The 13,797-nt window shown below is 45.3% G+C and carries 15 protein-coding genes and 1 other RNA gene; 4 read left to right on the top strand and 12 right to left on the bottom strand.

All coding sequences use genetic code 11. From position 1 onward, the window contains the following. Nucleotides 1-11: 11 nt before the first annotated feature. The 5 genes from R7P72_RS16775 to rsmI all read right to left on the bottom strand — a co-directional run bounded on the left by R7P72_RS16775 (nt 12) and on the right by rsmI (nt 4,712). Nucleotides 12-1,805, bottom strand: a complete 1,794-nt coding sequence (locus R7P72_RS16775; RefSeq protein ID WP_005372922.1) for a penicillin-binding transpeptidase domain-containing protein — start codon at nt 1,803-1,805, stop codon at nt 12-14. Further along, nucleotides 1,802-2,119: a cell division protein FtsL gene (gene ftsL / locus R7P72_RS16780; RefSeq protein WP_005372920.1), complete on the bottom strand. Its 318-nt coding sequence runs from the start codon at nt 2,117-2,119 to the stop codon at nt 1,802-1,804. Before ftsL ends, R7P72_RS16775 begins: the two co-directional genes overlap by 4 nt. A 5-nt stretch (nt 2,120-2,124) precedes the next feature. Next, the gene (gene rsmH / locus R7P72_RS16785; protein WP_318110729.1) at nt 2,125-3,075 is read right to left on the bottom strand and encodes a 16S rRNA (cytosine(1402)-N(4))-methyltransferase RsmH; all 951 of its coding nucleotides are present in this window, start codon (nt 3,073-3,075) and stop codon (nt 2,125-2,127) included. 175 nt (nt 3,076-3,250) lie between these two features. After that, nucleotides 3,251-3,681: RNase P RNA component class A (gene rnpB / locus R7P72_RS16790), an RNA gene on the bottom strand. Nucleotides 3,682-3,848: 167 nt separating this feature from the next. Further along, the gene (rsmI, locus tag R7P72_RS16795) at nt 3,849-4,712 is read right to left on the bottom strand and encodes a 16S rRNA (cytidine(1402)-2'-O)-methyltransferase (protein ID WP_005372907.1); all 864 of its coding nucleotides are present in this window, start codon (nt 4,710-4,712) and stop codon (nt 3,849-3,851) included. 68 nt (nt 4,713-4,780) lie between these two features. Between rsmI and R7P72_RS16800 the strand changes: the two genes are divergently transcribed. The 4 genes from R7P72_RS16800 to R7P72_RS16815 are packed head-to-tail and all read left to right on the top strand — an operon-like array spanning nt 4,781 to nt 8,231. After that, on the top strand, nt 4,781-6,592 hold the full coding sequence (locus R7P72_RS16800; RefSeq protein ID WP_005372905.1) for a penicillin-binding protein activator: 1,812 nt from the start codon (nt 4,781-4,783) through the stop codon (nt 6,590-6,592). Continuing rightward, a complete protein-coding gene (locus R7P72_RS16805) occupies nt 6,579-6,947 on the top strand; it encodes a YraN family protein (protein WP_005372903.1) in 369 nt (122 codons plus the stop codon). Before R7P72_RS16800 ends, R7P72_RS16805 begins: the two co-directional genes overlap by 14 nt. Before the next feature lie 3 nt (nt 6,948-6,950). Then, nucleotides 6,951-7,541 (top strand): phosphoheptose isomerase, encoded by a 591-nt coding sequence (locus R7P72_RS16810; protein ID WP_005372901.1) that lies wholly within the window; start codon nt 6,951-6,953, stop codon nt 7,539-7,541. Between the two features lie 21 nt (nt 7,542-7,562). Beyond that, a complete protein-coding gene (locus R7P72_RS16815; RefSeq protein WP_017633609.1) occupies nt 7,563-8,231 on the top strand; it encodes a BON domain-containing protein in 669 nt (222 codons plus the stop codon). Between the two features lie 71 nt (nt 8,232-8,302). Here R7P72_RS16815 and sspB read toward each other — a convergent pair whose 3' ends face one another. From sspB to rplM, 7 genes are all read right to left on the bottom strand, one after another. Beyond that, the gene (gene sspB, locus R7P72_RS16820) at nt 8,303-8,788 is read right to left on the bottom strand and encodes a ClpXP protease specificity-enhancing factor (RefSeq protein ID WP_005372898.1); all 486 of its coding nucleotides are present in this window, start codon (nt 8,786-8,788) and stop codon (nt 8,303-8,305) included. Between the two features lie 17 nt (nt 8,789-8,805). Beyond that, nucleotides 8,806-9,441, bottom strand: coding sequence for a stringent starvation protein SspA (gene sspA / locus R7P72_RS16825; protein WP_005372897.1), 636 nt, complete (start codon nt 9,439-9,441; stop codon nt 8,806-8,808). A 96-nt stretch (nt 9,442-9,537) separates the two neighbouring features. Next, entirely contained in the window at nt 9,538-10,275 is a 738-nt protein-coding gene (locus R7P72_RS16830) for a cytochrome c1 (RefSeq protein ID WP_005372881.1), read from the bottom strand. Then, nucleotides 10,272-11,537 (bottom strand): cytochrome b, encoded by a 1,266-nt coding sequence (locus R7P72_RS16835; protein ID WP_005372880.1) that lies wholly within the window; start codon nt 11,535-11,537, stop codon nt 10,272-10,274. Before R7P72_RS16835 ends, R7P72_RS16830 begins: the two co-directional genes overlap by 4 nt. Continuing rightward, a complete protein-coding gene (petA, locus tag R7P72_RS16840) occupies nt 11,537-12,127 on the bottom strand; it encodes a ubiquinol-cytochrome c reductase iron-sulfur subunit (RefSeq protein WP_005372877.1) in 591 nt (196 codons plus the stop codon). Before petA ends, R7P72_RS16835 begins: the two co-directional genes overlap by 1 nt. Nucleotides 12,128-12,820: 693 nt before the next feature. Continuing rightward, nucleotides 12,821-13,213 (bottom strand): 30S ribosomal protein S9, encoded by a 393-nt coding sequence (gene rpsI / locus R7P72_RS16845; protein ID WP_005372876.1) that lies wholly within the window; start codon nt 13,211-13,213, stop codon nt 12,821-12,823. Nucleotides 13,214-13,228: 15 nt separating this feature from the next. Continuing rightward, nucleotides 13,229-13,657 carry a 50S ribosomal protein L13 gene (gene rplM / locus R7P72_RS16850; protein WP_005372872.1) on the bottom strand — a complete coding sequence of 143 codons (429 nt, stop codon included), beginning with the start codon at nt 13,655-13,657 and terminating at the stop codon, nt 13,229-13,231. Nucleotides 13,658-13,797: the final 140 nt, after the last annotated feature.

Here is a 13,797-nt window from a genome sequence, read left to right on the forward strand (position 1 = left end):
AACCACAGGGCTTACTGTTGGAATTTGTTTTCGTCAGGTGCAACATTGAGTATTTGTAGCGCGCCTTTCATGATTTCAGAGAAGACAGGAGACGCTACCGAACCACCATAGTAGTCATCGCCTTGAGGCTCGTTTACGATCACTACTAAAGCAATTCGCGGATCGCTAACCGGAGCAAGCCCAGCCGTGTAGGTGATGTACTCGTCGCTGTACCCACCGGCAGAAGCTTTACGTGATGTACCCGTTTTCGCTCCTACTCGATAACCAGGAACTGCCGCTCTGCGAGCCGAGCCCCCTTTTTGAGTTACGGTTTCCAACATGTCTAATACTTGACGCGCATACTTCGCACTCACCACTTGGCGTGACATGTCATGATCATTGCTTTCGATAATATGAATAGGCTCGTATTTGCCAAGGTTTCCAAGCGTCGCATAAGCATGGGCTAGCTGGATTGGTGTAATTGATAGACCATAACCAAACGCAATCGTGGCGCGCTCAATTGGCGACCAACGAGTTCGTGTAGGAAAAATACCCGTCACTTCCCCAACTAGGTTTAGGCCAGAAAGCTCACCAAAACCCACTGAACTGTACAGCCCAAGAAGCGCCTCTACCGGCATTTGCATTGCTAGCTTCGTCACACCGATATTACTCGACTTTTTAAGGATCGTGGTCAAGCTCGCTTTACCTACGCGAGAGACATCTCTGACTCGACTACCACCTAAACGTAGAACACCATTACCGGTATCTACGATGGTATCTTTATCCGCTATCCCATTTTCTAAGGCGGCTAAAATAACGAAAGGCTTAATGGTCGAACCGGGCTCCATTGAGTCCGTGATCACTCGGTTACGCATTTGATAGCTTTGCCAATCGCTACGATTGTTAGGGTTGTAAGAAGGAGCATTAACCATGGCCAATACGGCGCCCGTTTTTACATCCAACATGACAACAGAACCTGAAGTGGCGCGGTGGTCCGCAACGGCTTGCTTAATCGCACGATACGCAATCGCCTGTAGGCGCTGATCGATGGTTAACTGAAGTGATTTACCTTCTTGCTTGTCTTGCCAAGCAATGTTTTCCACAACACGACCATAACGGTCTTTACGAATAGTTTTCTTACCCGCCGCGCCAGTGAGCCACTCATCGTAGCTACGCTCCACACCTTCTAGGCCATGCCCGTCAATGCCTGTCACACCGACTAAGTGAGCACTAACCTCACCTGCAGGATAATAACGACGAGATTCCGACTTAAGGCCAACACCTGGCAGCTTTAGCTCACGAATATAGTTCGCCATGGCCGGACTGACCTGGCGCTGCAAGTAGATAAAGCGGCGTTTTTCATTGCGCTTGATTTTGTCTATTAACCCTTGTCGGTCAATACCAAGAACATCCGCTAATGCATGCCAACTTTTGGTCTGGCTTAACGCGTTTTCTTTAAAAATCGTGGCAGGATCTGCCCAAACAGCCTCAACCGGTACACTGACAGCAAGCGGCTCACCATTTCGATCCGAAATAATACCGCGAGCAGAAGGAATGGATTTAACACGAACCGAACGTAGGTCACCTTGTTTAATCAGGTTATCTGGCTCAATGATTTGGATGTAGGCTACGCGTGCCACCAAAAGGGCAAATGCACAAAAAACAAAAAACAGTAATAGATGGAAGCGCCAACGAATCAAGAAAGATTCTTCGACCGCCACTTTCACTGCTTTGTTATCGTTTTTCTTATCCCCCGTAGCCGCTTTCTCTTTTGCTACAGGTTTACGCTTATTGGCTTGTTTCGTGTTGGATTTTTTTCTAATCATTTGAGCGTGACAACCACTTCTTTATCGCCATCAGGTCGTTTCATTTCAAGTTCTTTTTTGGCAAGGTCTTGAACACGACTGTGTTCCGCGAGGGCAGTTTCTTCCAACATTAAGTTACGCCATTCGCTATCTAATCGTTCTCGTTCAACCAACGTATGGTCTTTTTCGGTGATCGCTTGACGCGCATGGTGGGTAGCAAATACCACTCCCATTGCCGATGCCACGATCAATAGCAACAACAGTAATGGCCAGCGACCAACAGTGAGGAGATCTGTTGCAATCAACTTAGCAAGATTAGGAGTGGATTTCGTCATAATAATTAAAGCTTTTCCGCAACTCTTAACACAGAGCTGCGCGAGCGAGGGTTCATTTCAATTTCTTGTTTGCTTGGCTTAATCGCTTTGCTCACCGCTTTCATATTCGCACTACCAAGAGCACGAATTTGCTCTTCCGTCATTGGAATACCGTGTGGCACTTCAGGCCCTTTGCTCTCTTTACGGATAAAACGTTTGACCATACGGTCTTCCAGAGAGTGGAAGCTAATCACAGATAAACGGCCTTCAGGAGCCAGAATGCTCGCCGCGCCTTTAAGTGCCGTATCAATTTCTTCTAACTCACTGTTGATGTAAATACGAAAAGCCTGGAAAGCACGAGTCGCAGGGTGTTTTTTCTCTTTAAAACTTTTCGGTGCGGCATCTGAAATCAATTTTGCCAGCTGACCAGTGCGAACCATTGGCTCATTTTCTTCGTCTTCACGGTAGGCAACAATCGCTTTTGCAATACGGCGCGCATGTTTATCTTCCCCAAACTCGCGAATGACCCAAGTGATATCATCGAGGTCTGCTTCCATCAACCATTGAGATACTGGAACACCTGATGTCGGGTCCATACGCATATCTAGCGGACCGTCTTTCATAAAGCTAAAGCCACGCTCTGCGTCGTCTAACTGAGGAGAAGAAACGCCTAAATCCAGCAGAACACCATCCACTTTTCCAACTAGTCCATACTCTTCAGCATACTCAGCAATACCAGAAAATGGACCATGAATAATGGTGAAGCGAGGGTCATTGATTTTGCCTGCCTCAGCGATCGCTTGAGGGTCACGGTCGATACTGTACAGTCGGCCATTTTCACCGAGTTTAGATAGAATTGTCCGGCTGTGACCGCCACGGCCAAATGTTCCATCAATATAGACGCCGTCTGGTTTGATAGCTAAGCCATCAATGGATTCATTTAATAACACGGAAATATGTTGGAAGGTTTCGGTCATAGCTTTCTCGTTGAATGATCTTGAAGCGATTCTTTAGTGTACTGATTTCCTACATCATCGCCACCACAAGTCTAAAGTTAGACGTGATTTACGCCAAGTTTATTGGTAATGACATAGTTTGCGTCAATTAAATGCAAAAAACCCATCACTACCGAAGTAGAGATGGGTCTCGAATAGGTGGAGCCGACACATAAGCCGGGTTCTGTTCCGCTTGCGCGGCGGTAGCCATTCGTCTAGGCCAGCAATCACTCACTGGCTCGAGCAACCTACCCGCCTCCTTACGCGAGCAACGCAATGTGGAGGCCTATTTGGTCTTGCTTCAGGTGGAGTTTACCCTGCTACGAACTATTGCTAGTCGTCCGGTGCGCTCTTACCGCACCCTTTCACCCTTACCTGTACCCTTACGGGCCATCGGCGGTCTTCTCTCTGCTGCACTTGTCGTAGGCTTGCGCCTCCCAGGCGTTACCTGGCACCTTGCTCTATGAAGCCCGGACTTTCCTCCCCTTTGTCAGTCTCCCGAAGGACGTCAACGTCAGTCTCCCAAAGGGACTTCGACGTCAGTCTCCCGAAGGACATCAACAAAGCAGCGACTACCCAGTCAGCTCCGAGGGCGGATTGTATAGAGTTCTCACTTCAGAGTCTAGTTAGATCACAGATATGATGAAATGAATGCACTAAGTGATGACTTTTTAGTCAACGTGCCAAAAATAGATAATAAAAAGGCCGATGCCTAAACATCAGCCCTCATTGACCATTTATCTCGCTAGCGGCACTTAGTCTAAGTTTTCTAAGCCCCATTTATATAGCGCATTCTTCTTCAAGTTATGTATTTCTGCCACCAAAGCAGCTGCTTTTTTCAAAGGCAGCTCTTTGGTCAAAATCCCTAACGTGCGTAAAGCATCTTCAGGTAGTGAGTCGTCTGTTGTTTCACGATGGCCATGTACCAACAATACCATTTCACCACGCTGTTGGTTATCGTCACTTTTCACCCATTCAATCAGCTCACCTAACGGCATGCCTTGAATGGTTTCAAAGGTTTTTGTTAGCTCTCTTGCCAACACAACTTCTCTATCTGGGCCAAGAACGTCTAACATGTCTTGTAGAGAGTCTAAAATACGGTGCGGTGACTCGTAAAAAATACACGTACGCTCTACCGAAGCAATCTCTAGGAATTTATCCTTACGACCTTTGCTTTTCGGTGGTAAAAAACCTTCGAAGCTAAAGCGATCCGATGGCAAGCCAGAGGCACTTAACGCCGTAATGACCGCACAAGCACCTGGAAGAGGCACAACTCTAACGCCCGCTTGACGACATTTTGTCACCAAATGGTATCCTGGGTCGCTGATAAGTGGCGTACCAGCGTCAGAAACTAATGCGATAGACTGACCGGAAAGCAGCTTTTCTACCAAAACTTGTGCTTTTTGCTGCTCATTGTGGTCGTGTAGAGCAAAAGTTTTGGTTTGAATATTGAAGTGAGACAGTAATTTGCCCGTATGTCGAGTATCCTCAGCGGCAATGATGTCCACAGTCGACAGAATTTCGATAGCACGTTGGGTGATATCCGCTAAATTTCCGATTGGAGTCGGTACGATATAGAGAGTTGGCCCCTCATTCGGCAACTTATTTTTATCTGTCATTTGTTTACCATCACTTCAACGATTAATATAGAGACAATTTTGTACAAAATTATAGAGAACTCACGGCAATGATTAACCATAAGAGACTCAGTGTACCACGCATACTTACTCCTGTTGCACTAGCAATTACGCTCGCCGCCTGTTCTTCAGGTCCAAGACAGCCTGATGGCGTTGATGTAACACTTGAGCCTACTCAGTCTGTTCAGAACTATATGATCCAAGCTGATAGCACGGAAGGCAGTTTACAAAATGACTGGTTGATCATGGCAACCAAAGCCGCGATTCAAGCAAACCAGTTTGATCAAGCAGAAATGTTGATCAAGCGCCTGGCTCGTCAACAGTTAACCGAAGTTCAGCAAGCAGAGTGGCAACTAGCGCGTGCGACCATACAGCAAAAACAGGGTAATTACTCTCAGTTGCTGCAATTGTTGAATTTTAAACCTTGGTGGAAGTTGCCAAATGAGCAATGGAAAGACTATTACTTGATGCGTGCCGACGCTTATCAAGGTCTTAACCAAGCGTTTGAGGCAAACCGCCAACTGGTTGCATTTGGTCAATATGCATCGTCCGCGGAGCAGAGAGAGATTTCTAGCCGTATTTGGATGAACTTTGGCAGCTACTCCGAGTACGAACTGACCTCATTAGAAACAGAGCCAAATGAAGATGTTTTGGATGGTTGGCTACAACTCGCTATTTATGCGAAAACGCTGTCGGGCAACTTATCCCAACTAAAAAATACCCTAGAACGCTGGTTAAACGAGAACCCATCGCATCCAGCCGCTATCTACACACCAGAAGAGATTCAAAACATTCTCTCTCTAGACATTGTTAAACCAAACAACACCGCTTTGTTACTGCCGCTTACTGGTAAGTTCTCGCCACAAGCGCAATTAATTCGTGATGGTTTTGTGTTTGCGATGATGAATGATCGTAACCGTGATCCAAGCGCTACCCTCACGGTAATAGACACTAATGCGTATAACGCCGACCAAATTAAACAACGTTTGATCAATGAAAACATCGACTTTGTTGTTGGTCCCCTAGAAAAAGAAAACGTTGAGCTATTGCACACAACCATGGATGGCTCAGAAAATGGTCCTACGATTCCAGCCCTTGCGCTAAATATTCCCGAAGATGTGCAACCAGATAGCAATATTTGCTACTTGGCATTATCACCAGAACAAGAAGCCGCACAGGCAGCGAAACACTTGTTCAGCGAAGGCTATAACTTCCCTCTGATTCTGGCACCAAAGGGCAGCTTTGGTGAGCGCGTAACTGAAGCGTTCAACAAAGAATGGCGCAAGTACAGCTCTAATAAAGTCGCAGCAAGTTATTTTGGCGACAAGCGCCAACTTCAAAAAGACATCAATGAAGTATTTGGTCTGCAAGAAAGCAAACAACGTATTGCTCAGATGCAATCATTAATGCGTATCAAGCTTGAAACACAGCCACGTAGCCGTCGTGATGTCGATGCGGTTTATATTGTTGCTAGAAGCACGGAACTGACTTTGATCAAGCCGTTTATTGAGGTAGCGATTAACCCAGACGCCAAAGCGCCACAAATTTTCTCTAGCTCGCGTAGCAACAGTGGCGGCGCGACTTACGAAGATCTAACAGGTATCATCTACAGCGATATCCCATTACTGATTGACCCAGACCCTAGCGTGACCGCTGAAATGAACGAGCTGTGGTCAGAGCAATCTAACATGGAAAAACGTTTGAAAGCACTGGGTATGGATGCGTATAAATTGATTGGGGAGCTGCCACAAATGAAGGTCGTTCCGGGCTACTCAGTTGGCGGCCAAACCGGTATTTTAAGTATCGACAATAATTGTGTTGTACAGCGTGAGCTAAGCTGGGCTGAGCGTGGGGCTCTTTAGTAAGCGCCAAATCGGAAATCAATATGAAGCTCTGGCGAAGCAGTATTTACAACGCCAGGGCTTAAACTTTATTGAACAAAATTTTCTGACTAAGGTCGGTGAGATTGATTTAATCTTCCAACAAGGTGAAACTATTGTGTTTGTTGAAGTCAAATACCGTAAGAACAATCACTTTGGCTCGGCAGCAGAAATGGTGACGCACGCTAAAATGCGCAAGCTAGTCAAAACCGCACAAGTTTGGCTTAGCCAACAAAAGCGCTTAAAACACAATATCGATTATCGATTTGATGTCATCGCCATTCATGATAATGGGCGAGATATCAACTGGATAGAAAACGCAATCTCTGAAGGATAAGCGATGCTAGATAGCATTAAAGACAGCTTTACAGAAAGTATTCAAATTCAAATCGCAGCAGCAGAGGCGCTGCCTGATGCCATTACTCATGCAGCTCAAGCGATGGTGTCGAGCCTGCTTAATGGCAATAAAATTTTATGTTGTGGTAATGGCGGCAGTGCTTCAAACGCTCAACAATTTGTTTCTTGTCTTTTAAACCGTTTTGAAACTGAGCGTCCTAGCCTACCAGCAATGGCCTTAACCGCCGATAATACCACCCTAACCGCAGTGGCCAACGATTACCACTACCAGGAAATCTTCTCAAAACAGGTACGAGCGTTTGGTCAACCAGGCGACATTTTGCTTGCCATGTCAACTAGCGGTAACAGTAAAAATATTATCAAAGCGATGGAAGCAGCCGTAACTCGAGACATGACGATTATCGCGCTAACAGGAAAAGATGGCGGAGAGATGGCAGGACTGCTCGGTGAGAACGACGTCGAAATTCGTATTCCATCACACCGCACTGCACGTATTCACGAAGTACATATGGTAACACTCCATTGCCTTTGTGATCTTATTGACCAGGTGCTTTTCCCTGCTCACGAAGAGTAACCAAGACTGAGAGTCAGAATTATGATACGTAGCCTTGTTATCTTATTAACAGCATTGAGTTTAAGTGGTTGCGCAGGTTTGTTTATCGCAGGTGCAGCAACCACAGCGAATATTGTCACGGACACACGCACGACAAAACAAATCTGGCAGGACAATAACATCGAATTCGAAGTTGCGGCGATCGGCAATAAAGCACCGTTTAAAGGTGAAGTTCGTGTCGTTGCCAGTTCATATAATGGGACTGTAGTCCTTATGGGACAAGCTCCGACACAAGACCTTATCCTTGCTTTAGAGCGAAGAGCTCGAGAAGTTAGTGGTGTAAAAGTCATACACAATCAAATCAAACAAAAAGAGCCACTCACTGTTACCCAGATTAGCAATGACAGCTGGATCACAACCAAAGTAAAGTCAGCTTTGCTTACTGATTCTGAGCTTAATGGTGTTAAGGTTAAAGTGATCACCGAAGATGGCGACGTTTTTCTGTTTGGTTATGTCACGCCAGAGCAAGGCGATCGAGCGACAGAAATCGCGCGTAATATCTCAGGCGTAAAACAAGTCATTAAAGGGTTCCAATACGGCGAAATGGAGCCTGTTGAAGTAGACTTACCGAGTGACGGTGTACAAACAATAGAAAGTGAGGCAAGTACAGAAAGTGAAGAGAACGTCGAAGTCTTTACGATTAGTGAGTAATTTCCAAAGTCTGGCTTGAAATCATCTTCAACAAGTTAAAAAGAAAAAAGCAGCGTTACGCTGCTTTTTTATTATTTAATCACTCTTAAGCTTGGTTTGCCTTTTGGTCGAGGAGCATCGTCCTCTTCGGCATCTGAATCAGAAACTAACTCAGAAGGCTCATCACTAACCGTTGTGAACGATGGGGATGATTCTTCCTCGGTCATCGCTTCTTCTTCGATGTGAGTGTACGCTTCTTCTGGTTCAAACATAGTACCAGCACCATTCTCACGTGCATAAATAGCTTGAACAGCATACACAGGCACGATCACTGAGTGCGGACGACCGCTAAAGCGAGCATGGAAGGTAATCGCATCATTACCTAACTCAAGATTACCCACTGCACGTGGCGCAATATTCAAAATAATTTGACCATCTTGAATAAATTCAACCGGGACACGCACCCCTGGCATTGTTGCATCCACAACCAAGTGAGGAGTCAAGTCATTGTCTACTAACCACTCGTAAAATGCGCGAAGCATATACGGGCGGCGAGCAGTCATTTTTGCAATATCCATAACGTGTTTTAAATCGCTTAGCGAACTAGGCGCATTTCACGTTCAGCTTCAGTCAAAGAAGCAAGGAACGAATCACGTTCAAATACGCGATTCATGTATACCTTGATTTCTTTTGAACCTGGGCCAACAAGATCGATACCAAGTTGAGGCAAACGCCACAATAGTGGAGCTAGGTAACAATCGATCAAGCTGAATTCTTCGCTCATGAAGTACTCATATTCAGCAAAAATTGGCGCTAACGTCAGAAGATCATTACGCAGCTTTGTGCGTGCTTTTTCTGATTCTTCCGCATTACCTTTCATCACTTTTTCAGCGAGTGAATACCAGTTGCGTTCGATACGGTACATCATCAAGCGGCTGTTGCCACGAGCAACAGGGTAAACCGGCATTAGAGGTGGATGAGGGAAGCGCTCGTCCAAGTACTCCATGATGATTTTTGAATCGTAAAGAGCTAGCTCACGGTCAACAAGAGTTGGCACTGATTTATATGGGTTTAGCTCAACAAGCTCAGCAGGAAGGTTTGCTTCGTCAACAAGCTCAACTTCAACACTTACGCCTTTTTCAGCTAGTACAATGCGAACCTGATGGCTATACAAATCTGATGCACTTGAGAAAAGAGTCATCACAGAACGTTTATTGGCAGCTACAGCCATGGAGCCCTCCAGTACACTTACAAATAAAAACAATGGAGGCTAAGCCTCCATTGTACATCAATTAAAATTGGGAATTAGCACGGTATTTTAGCACAATTAATGCACATCGCGCCAATACTCTTTCTTGAGCATCACAACAACGATGGTTAGAAGCACTAAGAAGCCCATTACCCACCAGCCTAGAGCATGACGCTCAAGCTGCACTGGGTCACCTGAATAAACTAAGAAGTTAACGAGATCGCCAACCGCTTTGTCATATTCGCCTTCACTCAGCTCACCCGTGCCATCGGTTTCAGTACCAACAACAACTTGTACTTCTTCGCCATCTACGATTTTCGTATCGTAAATCGGCGTCGGGATGCCCTGTAGCTCTTCAAGCACATGCGGCATACCAACACTCGGGAAGACGATGTTGTTCACGCCGAATGGACGAGATGGATCAACATAGAAAGAGCGTAAGTAAGTGTATAACCAATCAGCACCACGAACTCGTGCAACCAACGTAAGATCTGGTGGTGGAGCACCAAACCAGTTTGCCGCTTGCTTCGGTGGCATAGCATTGACCATTAGATCACCGATTTTCGCTTCAGGATTGAAAATCAGGTTTTCTTTCATTAAGTCTGTTGGAATTTCCAAGTCTGTTGCTACACGCTCGTAACGCTGGTATTGCGTAGAGTGACAAGCAAAACAGTAGTTCATGAACAACTTCGCGCCGTTTTGTAGCGAAGCTTTATCCGTAAGGTCAACATTCGCTTTATCCAGCGGAACATTGGCCCCAGCTGCCATCGCTAGTGATGGCAACATAGCAAATAGAATTACAATCCACTTCTTCATTTGAATGTCACCCTCTCTGGTAATGGTTTGGTTGCTTCATTTTTGCTGTAGAAGAACAGCAACACAAAGAACATGAAGTAACACAAGCTAAAGATCTGAGATAGTAGTGTGTACGTTGGTGTCGCTGGTAACGCACCTAAAATACCTAGAGCGATAAAGGCGATAGTGAACTGTACAATATTCAATAGATGAAGTTTGCTACGGTAACGGTATGAACGAACTTTACAACGATCCAACCAAGGTAGAACGAACAGCACTGCAATTGACGCGCCCATTAGGATAACACCTAATAGTTTGTCTGGAACCGCACGTAGGATTGCGTAGAACGGCGTGAAGTACCATACCGGAGCAATATGCTCTGGTGTCTTCAATGGGTTTGCAGCTTCAAAGTTAGGCGGCTCAAGGAAGTACCCACCCATTTCTGGGTTAAAGAACAGCACGTAACAGAAGAAGAACAAGAAACCAGCAACACCGACCAAGTCCTTAACCGTGCCGTACGGATGGAAAGGAATCGAATCAATGATGTCATATTTCTTCGTGTAGTAATCGTGGAACTTGAATTGCGTTTTGTAATCGTCGCCCATTGAGCCTTTTGGCAACTTTGTTTCGATACCATCCGGGTTGTTTGAGCCTACTTCGTGCAGCGCCAATACGTGCAGAACAACAAGAAGAAGCAAAACGATAGGCAGTGCAATAACGTGTAGTGCGAAGAAACGGTTTAGCGTTGCACCAGAGATGATGTAGTCACCACGAATCCAAAGCGTTAGGTCATCACCGATAACAGGAATAGCACCAAACAGGGAAATGATTACCTGCGCACCCCAGTATGACATCTGACCCCATGGAAGTAGGTAACCCATGAACGCTTCAGCCATGAGAACAAGGAAGATCAACATACCGAAGATCCACAATAGTTCACGAGGTTTTTGGTATGAACCGTAGATCAAACCACGGAACATGTGAAGATACACAACAACGAAAAACGCTGACGCGCCAGTGGAATGCATGTAACGCAGAAGCCAACCGTACTCTACATCACGCATAATGTATTCGATAGACGCAAATGCACCGTCACCTGAAGGAACATAGTTCATCGTTAGCCAAATACCCGTTAGGATTTGGTTAACAAGAACCAGCATCGCCAGAGAACCGAAAAGGTACCAAAAGTTGAAGTTCTTAGGCATTGGGTATTCAGACAAATGCTTTTTATAAGCATTCATTGCAGGAATACGCTTTTCAACCCAATCTAACATTGCTTGCATTATGCATCTCCCTCATCAACACCCACAATGAGCTTGGTATCGCTCAAATACATGTGCTTAGGAACGACAAGGTTCAACGGAGCAGGTACTCCTTGGAACACTCGACCAGCCATGTCGAACTTAGAACCATGACAAGGACAGAAGAAGCCAGATCTTACGCCCTGCACCTGCTCTGAGAAAGAGTCAGGTAGATAGGTTGGTGAACAACCTAAGTGGGTACAGAAACCAACTGCGACGAAAAACTCTTCCTTAATCGAACGAAACTCATTCTGAGCGTACTCAGGCTGCTGCTCCATTTCAGATTGTGGATCGCGAAGCTTATCACCGATCGATTTTAAGTTATCCAGAACGCTTTGAGTGCGGCGAACAATCCATACAGGTTTTCCCTGCCACTCAACACGAACCAGCTGACCTGGTTCAATTTTACTTATATCCACTTCCACCGGTGCGCCCGCCGCTTTGGCTTTAGCACTCGGATTCCATGATTTGATAAAAGGCACGGCGACGGCGACTGCCCCTAACCCACCAACAACTGCCGTTGTAGCGGTTAGAAAACGCCTGCGACCGTTATTTAAAGGCGCGTTGCTCATCCAAACATTCTCCCATTTGCTCCCTTTGGATCGTTATTATTCCGCTTATAAGAGCATGGCTAACAAATAATGAATTTAGTTCTATTTATTGGAGGGAAATGATAAAGAAAACCCTACTTTTTGACAAGATAAAGCTACCTTTTTGTAACATTTGTGAGGCAAATCGCTCGCGTCGTCACAAAAGCGGCAGAATTATAAAAAATTGATGTGATTTGTAACAAGAAAGCACCACATAGAAGCCCCGCTGAAAGCGGATAAAACCTTTTATCTTGGTAGTTTTCAGTTAATTACACAGAGAAATATTTCGTATTACGCGTTCAGCTTACTGTGTTTATATTTTCAATTTTGTAGCACGCAGAATGCTCAAAAAGGAACGTAAGTCATTTTAAAACATGTTACAGGAAGAATAAGATACAAAGACATTCCTGCTGATGAATACATCTATGCTGCATCGCAAGAGAAAGCGTGGTGAGTCGCGATTAAATAAGGCACACATATAAAACGGCACTGACAACCTTTCGACGAAGAGGACGAATAAGAAGGCCTGCTCGGAGTGTGATGATAAGTGAAGGCTGTTCGTTGCTTGAAGACAAGTATGATGTCTTTAAATACAAAAAAGCCCGGCATAGAGCCGAGCTTTTGGTACACAGTTTCCAGAGTAACTCTGAAAGCATAATTCCCGATAAGAGGAAATTAACGCTTAGAGAACTGTGGACGACGACGTGCTTTACGTAGACCAACTTTCTTACGTTCAACGCAACGAGCGTCACGAGTAACGTAGCCAGCTGCGCGTAGAGCAGGACGTAGAGACTCATCGTATTCCATAAGCGCGCGAGTGATACCGTGACGGATAGCACCAGCTTGACCAGAAATACCGCCGCCTTTAACTGTTACGTAAAGGTCTAGCTTTTCAGTTAGTTCAACTAGCTCTAGAGGTTGTTGTACAACCATACGTGCTGTTGGACGACCGAAGTATTCGTCAAGGTTACGCTTGTTTACTACAATGTTACCGCTGCCTGGTTTAATGAAAACACGTGCAGCTGAGCTTTTGCGACGGCCAGTGCCGTAGTATTGATTCTCTGCCATTTTCGAAATCCCCAATTAGATGTCTAGTACTTGTGGTTGTTGAGCAACATGGTTGTGCTCAGCGCCCGCGTAAACTTTTAGCTTACGGTACATAGCACGGCCTAGAGGACCACGTGGAAGCATGCCTTTAACTGCAAGCTCAAGAGCCATCTCAGGTTTACGATCGATCAACTTTTCAAAAGTGATAGATTTTAGACCACCTGGGAATTCAGAGTGACGGTAGTACACTTTGTTCTTAGCTTTGTTACCAGTTACAGCAACTTTCTCAGCGTTGATAACGATGATGTAATCACCAGTGTCAACGTGAGGAGTGTATTCAGCTTTATGTTTGCCACGTAGGCGAGATGCAATTTCACTTGCTAGACGGCCAAGAGTTTTACCTTCAGCGTCTACAACGTACCAGTCGCGTTTTACAGTTTCTGGTTTAGCAACGAAAGTTTTCATGCTAACAATAACCCGTTAATTAAATTTTAAACTTTAAAGGAACACCCAATAGTGCTCCCACACTGTCTAAGAGCCCAGTCATCACCCCTTCGAGTCGTTGGTACTCTCGACCTTCAATTTCGAAATAACTTCGATAATCA

The sequence above is a fragment of the Vibrio sp. Vb0888 genome, assembly GCF_033338835.1.
GTDB classification, from domain to species: Bacteria; Pseudomonadota; Gammaproteobacteria; order Enterobacterales; family Vibrionaceae; genus Vibrio; species Vibrio alginolyticus.

Bases quoted from the DNA above. Each gene is read 5' to 3' on its own strand.
- R7P72_RS16775 (WP_005372922.1), bottom strand. From the start codon at position 1,805: ATGATTAGAAAAAAATCCAACACGAAACAAGCCAATAAGCGTAAACCT.
- ftsL (WP_005372920.1), bottom strand. From the start codon at position 2,119: ATGACGAAATCCACTCCTAATCTTGCTAAGTTGATTGCAACAGATCTC.
- rsmH (WP_318110729.1), bottom strand. From the start codon at position 3,075: ATGACCGAAACCTTCCAACATATTTCCGTGTTATTAAATGAATCCATT.
- rsmI (WP_005372907.1), bottom strand. From the start codon at position 4,712: ATGACAGATAAAAATAAGTTGCCGAATGAGGGGCCAACTCTCTATATC.
- R7P72_RS16800 (WP_005372905.1), top strand. From the start codon at position 4,781: ATGATTAACCATAAGAGACTCAGTGTACCACGCATACTTACTCCTGTT.
- R7P72_RS16810 (WP_005372901.1), top strand. From the start codon at position 6,951: ATGCTAGATAGCATTAAAGACAGCTTTACAGAAAGTATTCAAATTCAA.
- R7P72_RS16815 (WP_017633609.1), top strand. From the start codon at position 7,563: ATGATACGTAGCCTTGTTATCTTATTAACAGCATTGAGTTTAAGTGGT.
- sspB (WP_005372898.1), bottom strand. From the start codon at position 8,788: ATGGATATTGCAAAAATGACTGCTCGCCGCCCGTATATGCTTCGCGCA.
- sspA (WP_005372897.1), bottom strand. From the start codon at position 9,441: ATGGCTGTAGCTGCCAATAAACGTTCTGTGATGACTCTTTTCTCAAGT.
- R7P72_RS16830 (WP_005372881.1), bottom strand. From the start codon at position 10,275: ATGAAGAAGTGGATTGTAATTCTATTTGCTATGTTGCCATCACTAGCG.
- R7P72_RS16835 (WP_005372880.1), bottom strand. From the start codon at position 11,537: ATGCAAGCAATGTTAGATTGGGTTGAAAAGCGTATTCCTGCAATGAAT.
- petA (WP_005372877.1), bottom strand. From the start codon at position 12,127: ATGAGCAACGCGCCTTTAAATAACGGTCGCAGGCGTTTTCTAACCGCT.
- rpsI (WP_005372876.1), bottom strand. From the start codon at position 13,213: ATGGCAGAGAATCAATACTACGGCACTGGCCGTCGCAAAAGCTCAGCT.
- rplM (WP_005372872.1), bottom strand. From the start codon at position 13,657: ATGAAAACTTTCGTTGCTAAACCAGAAACTGTAAAACGCGACTGGTAC.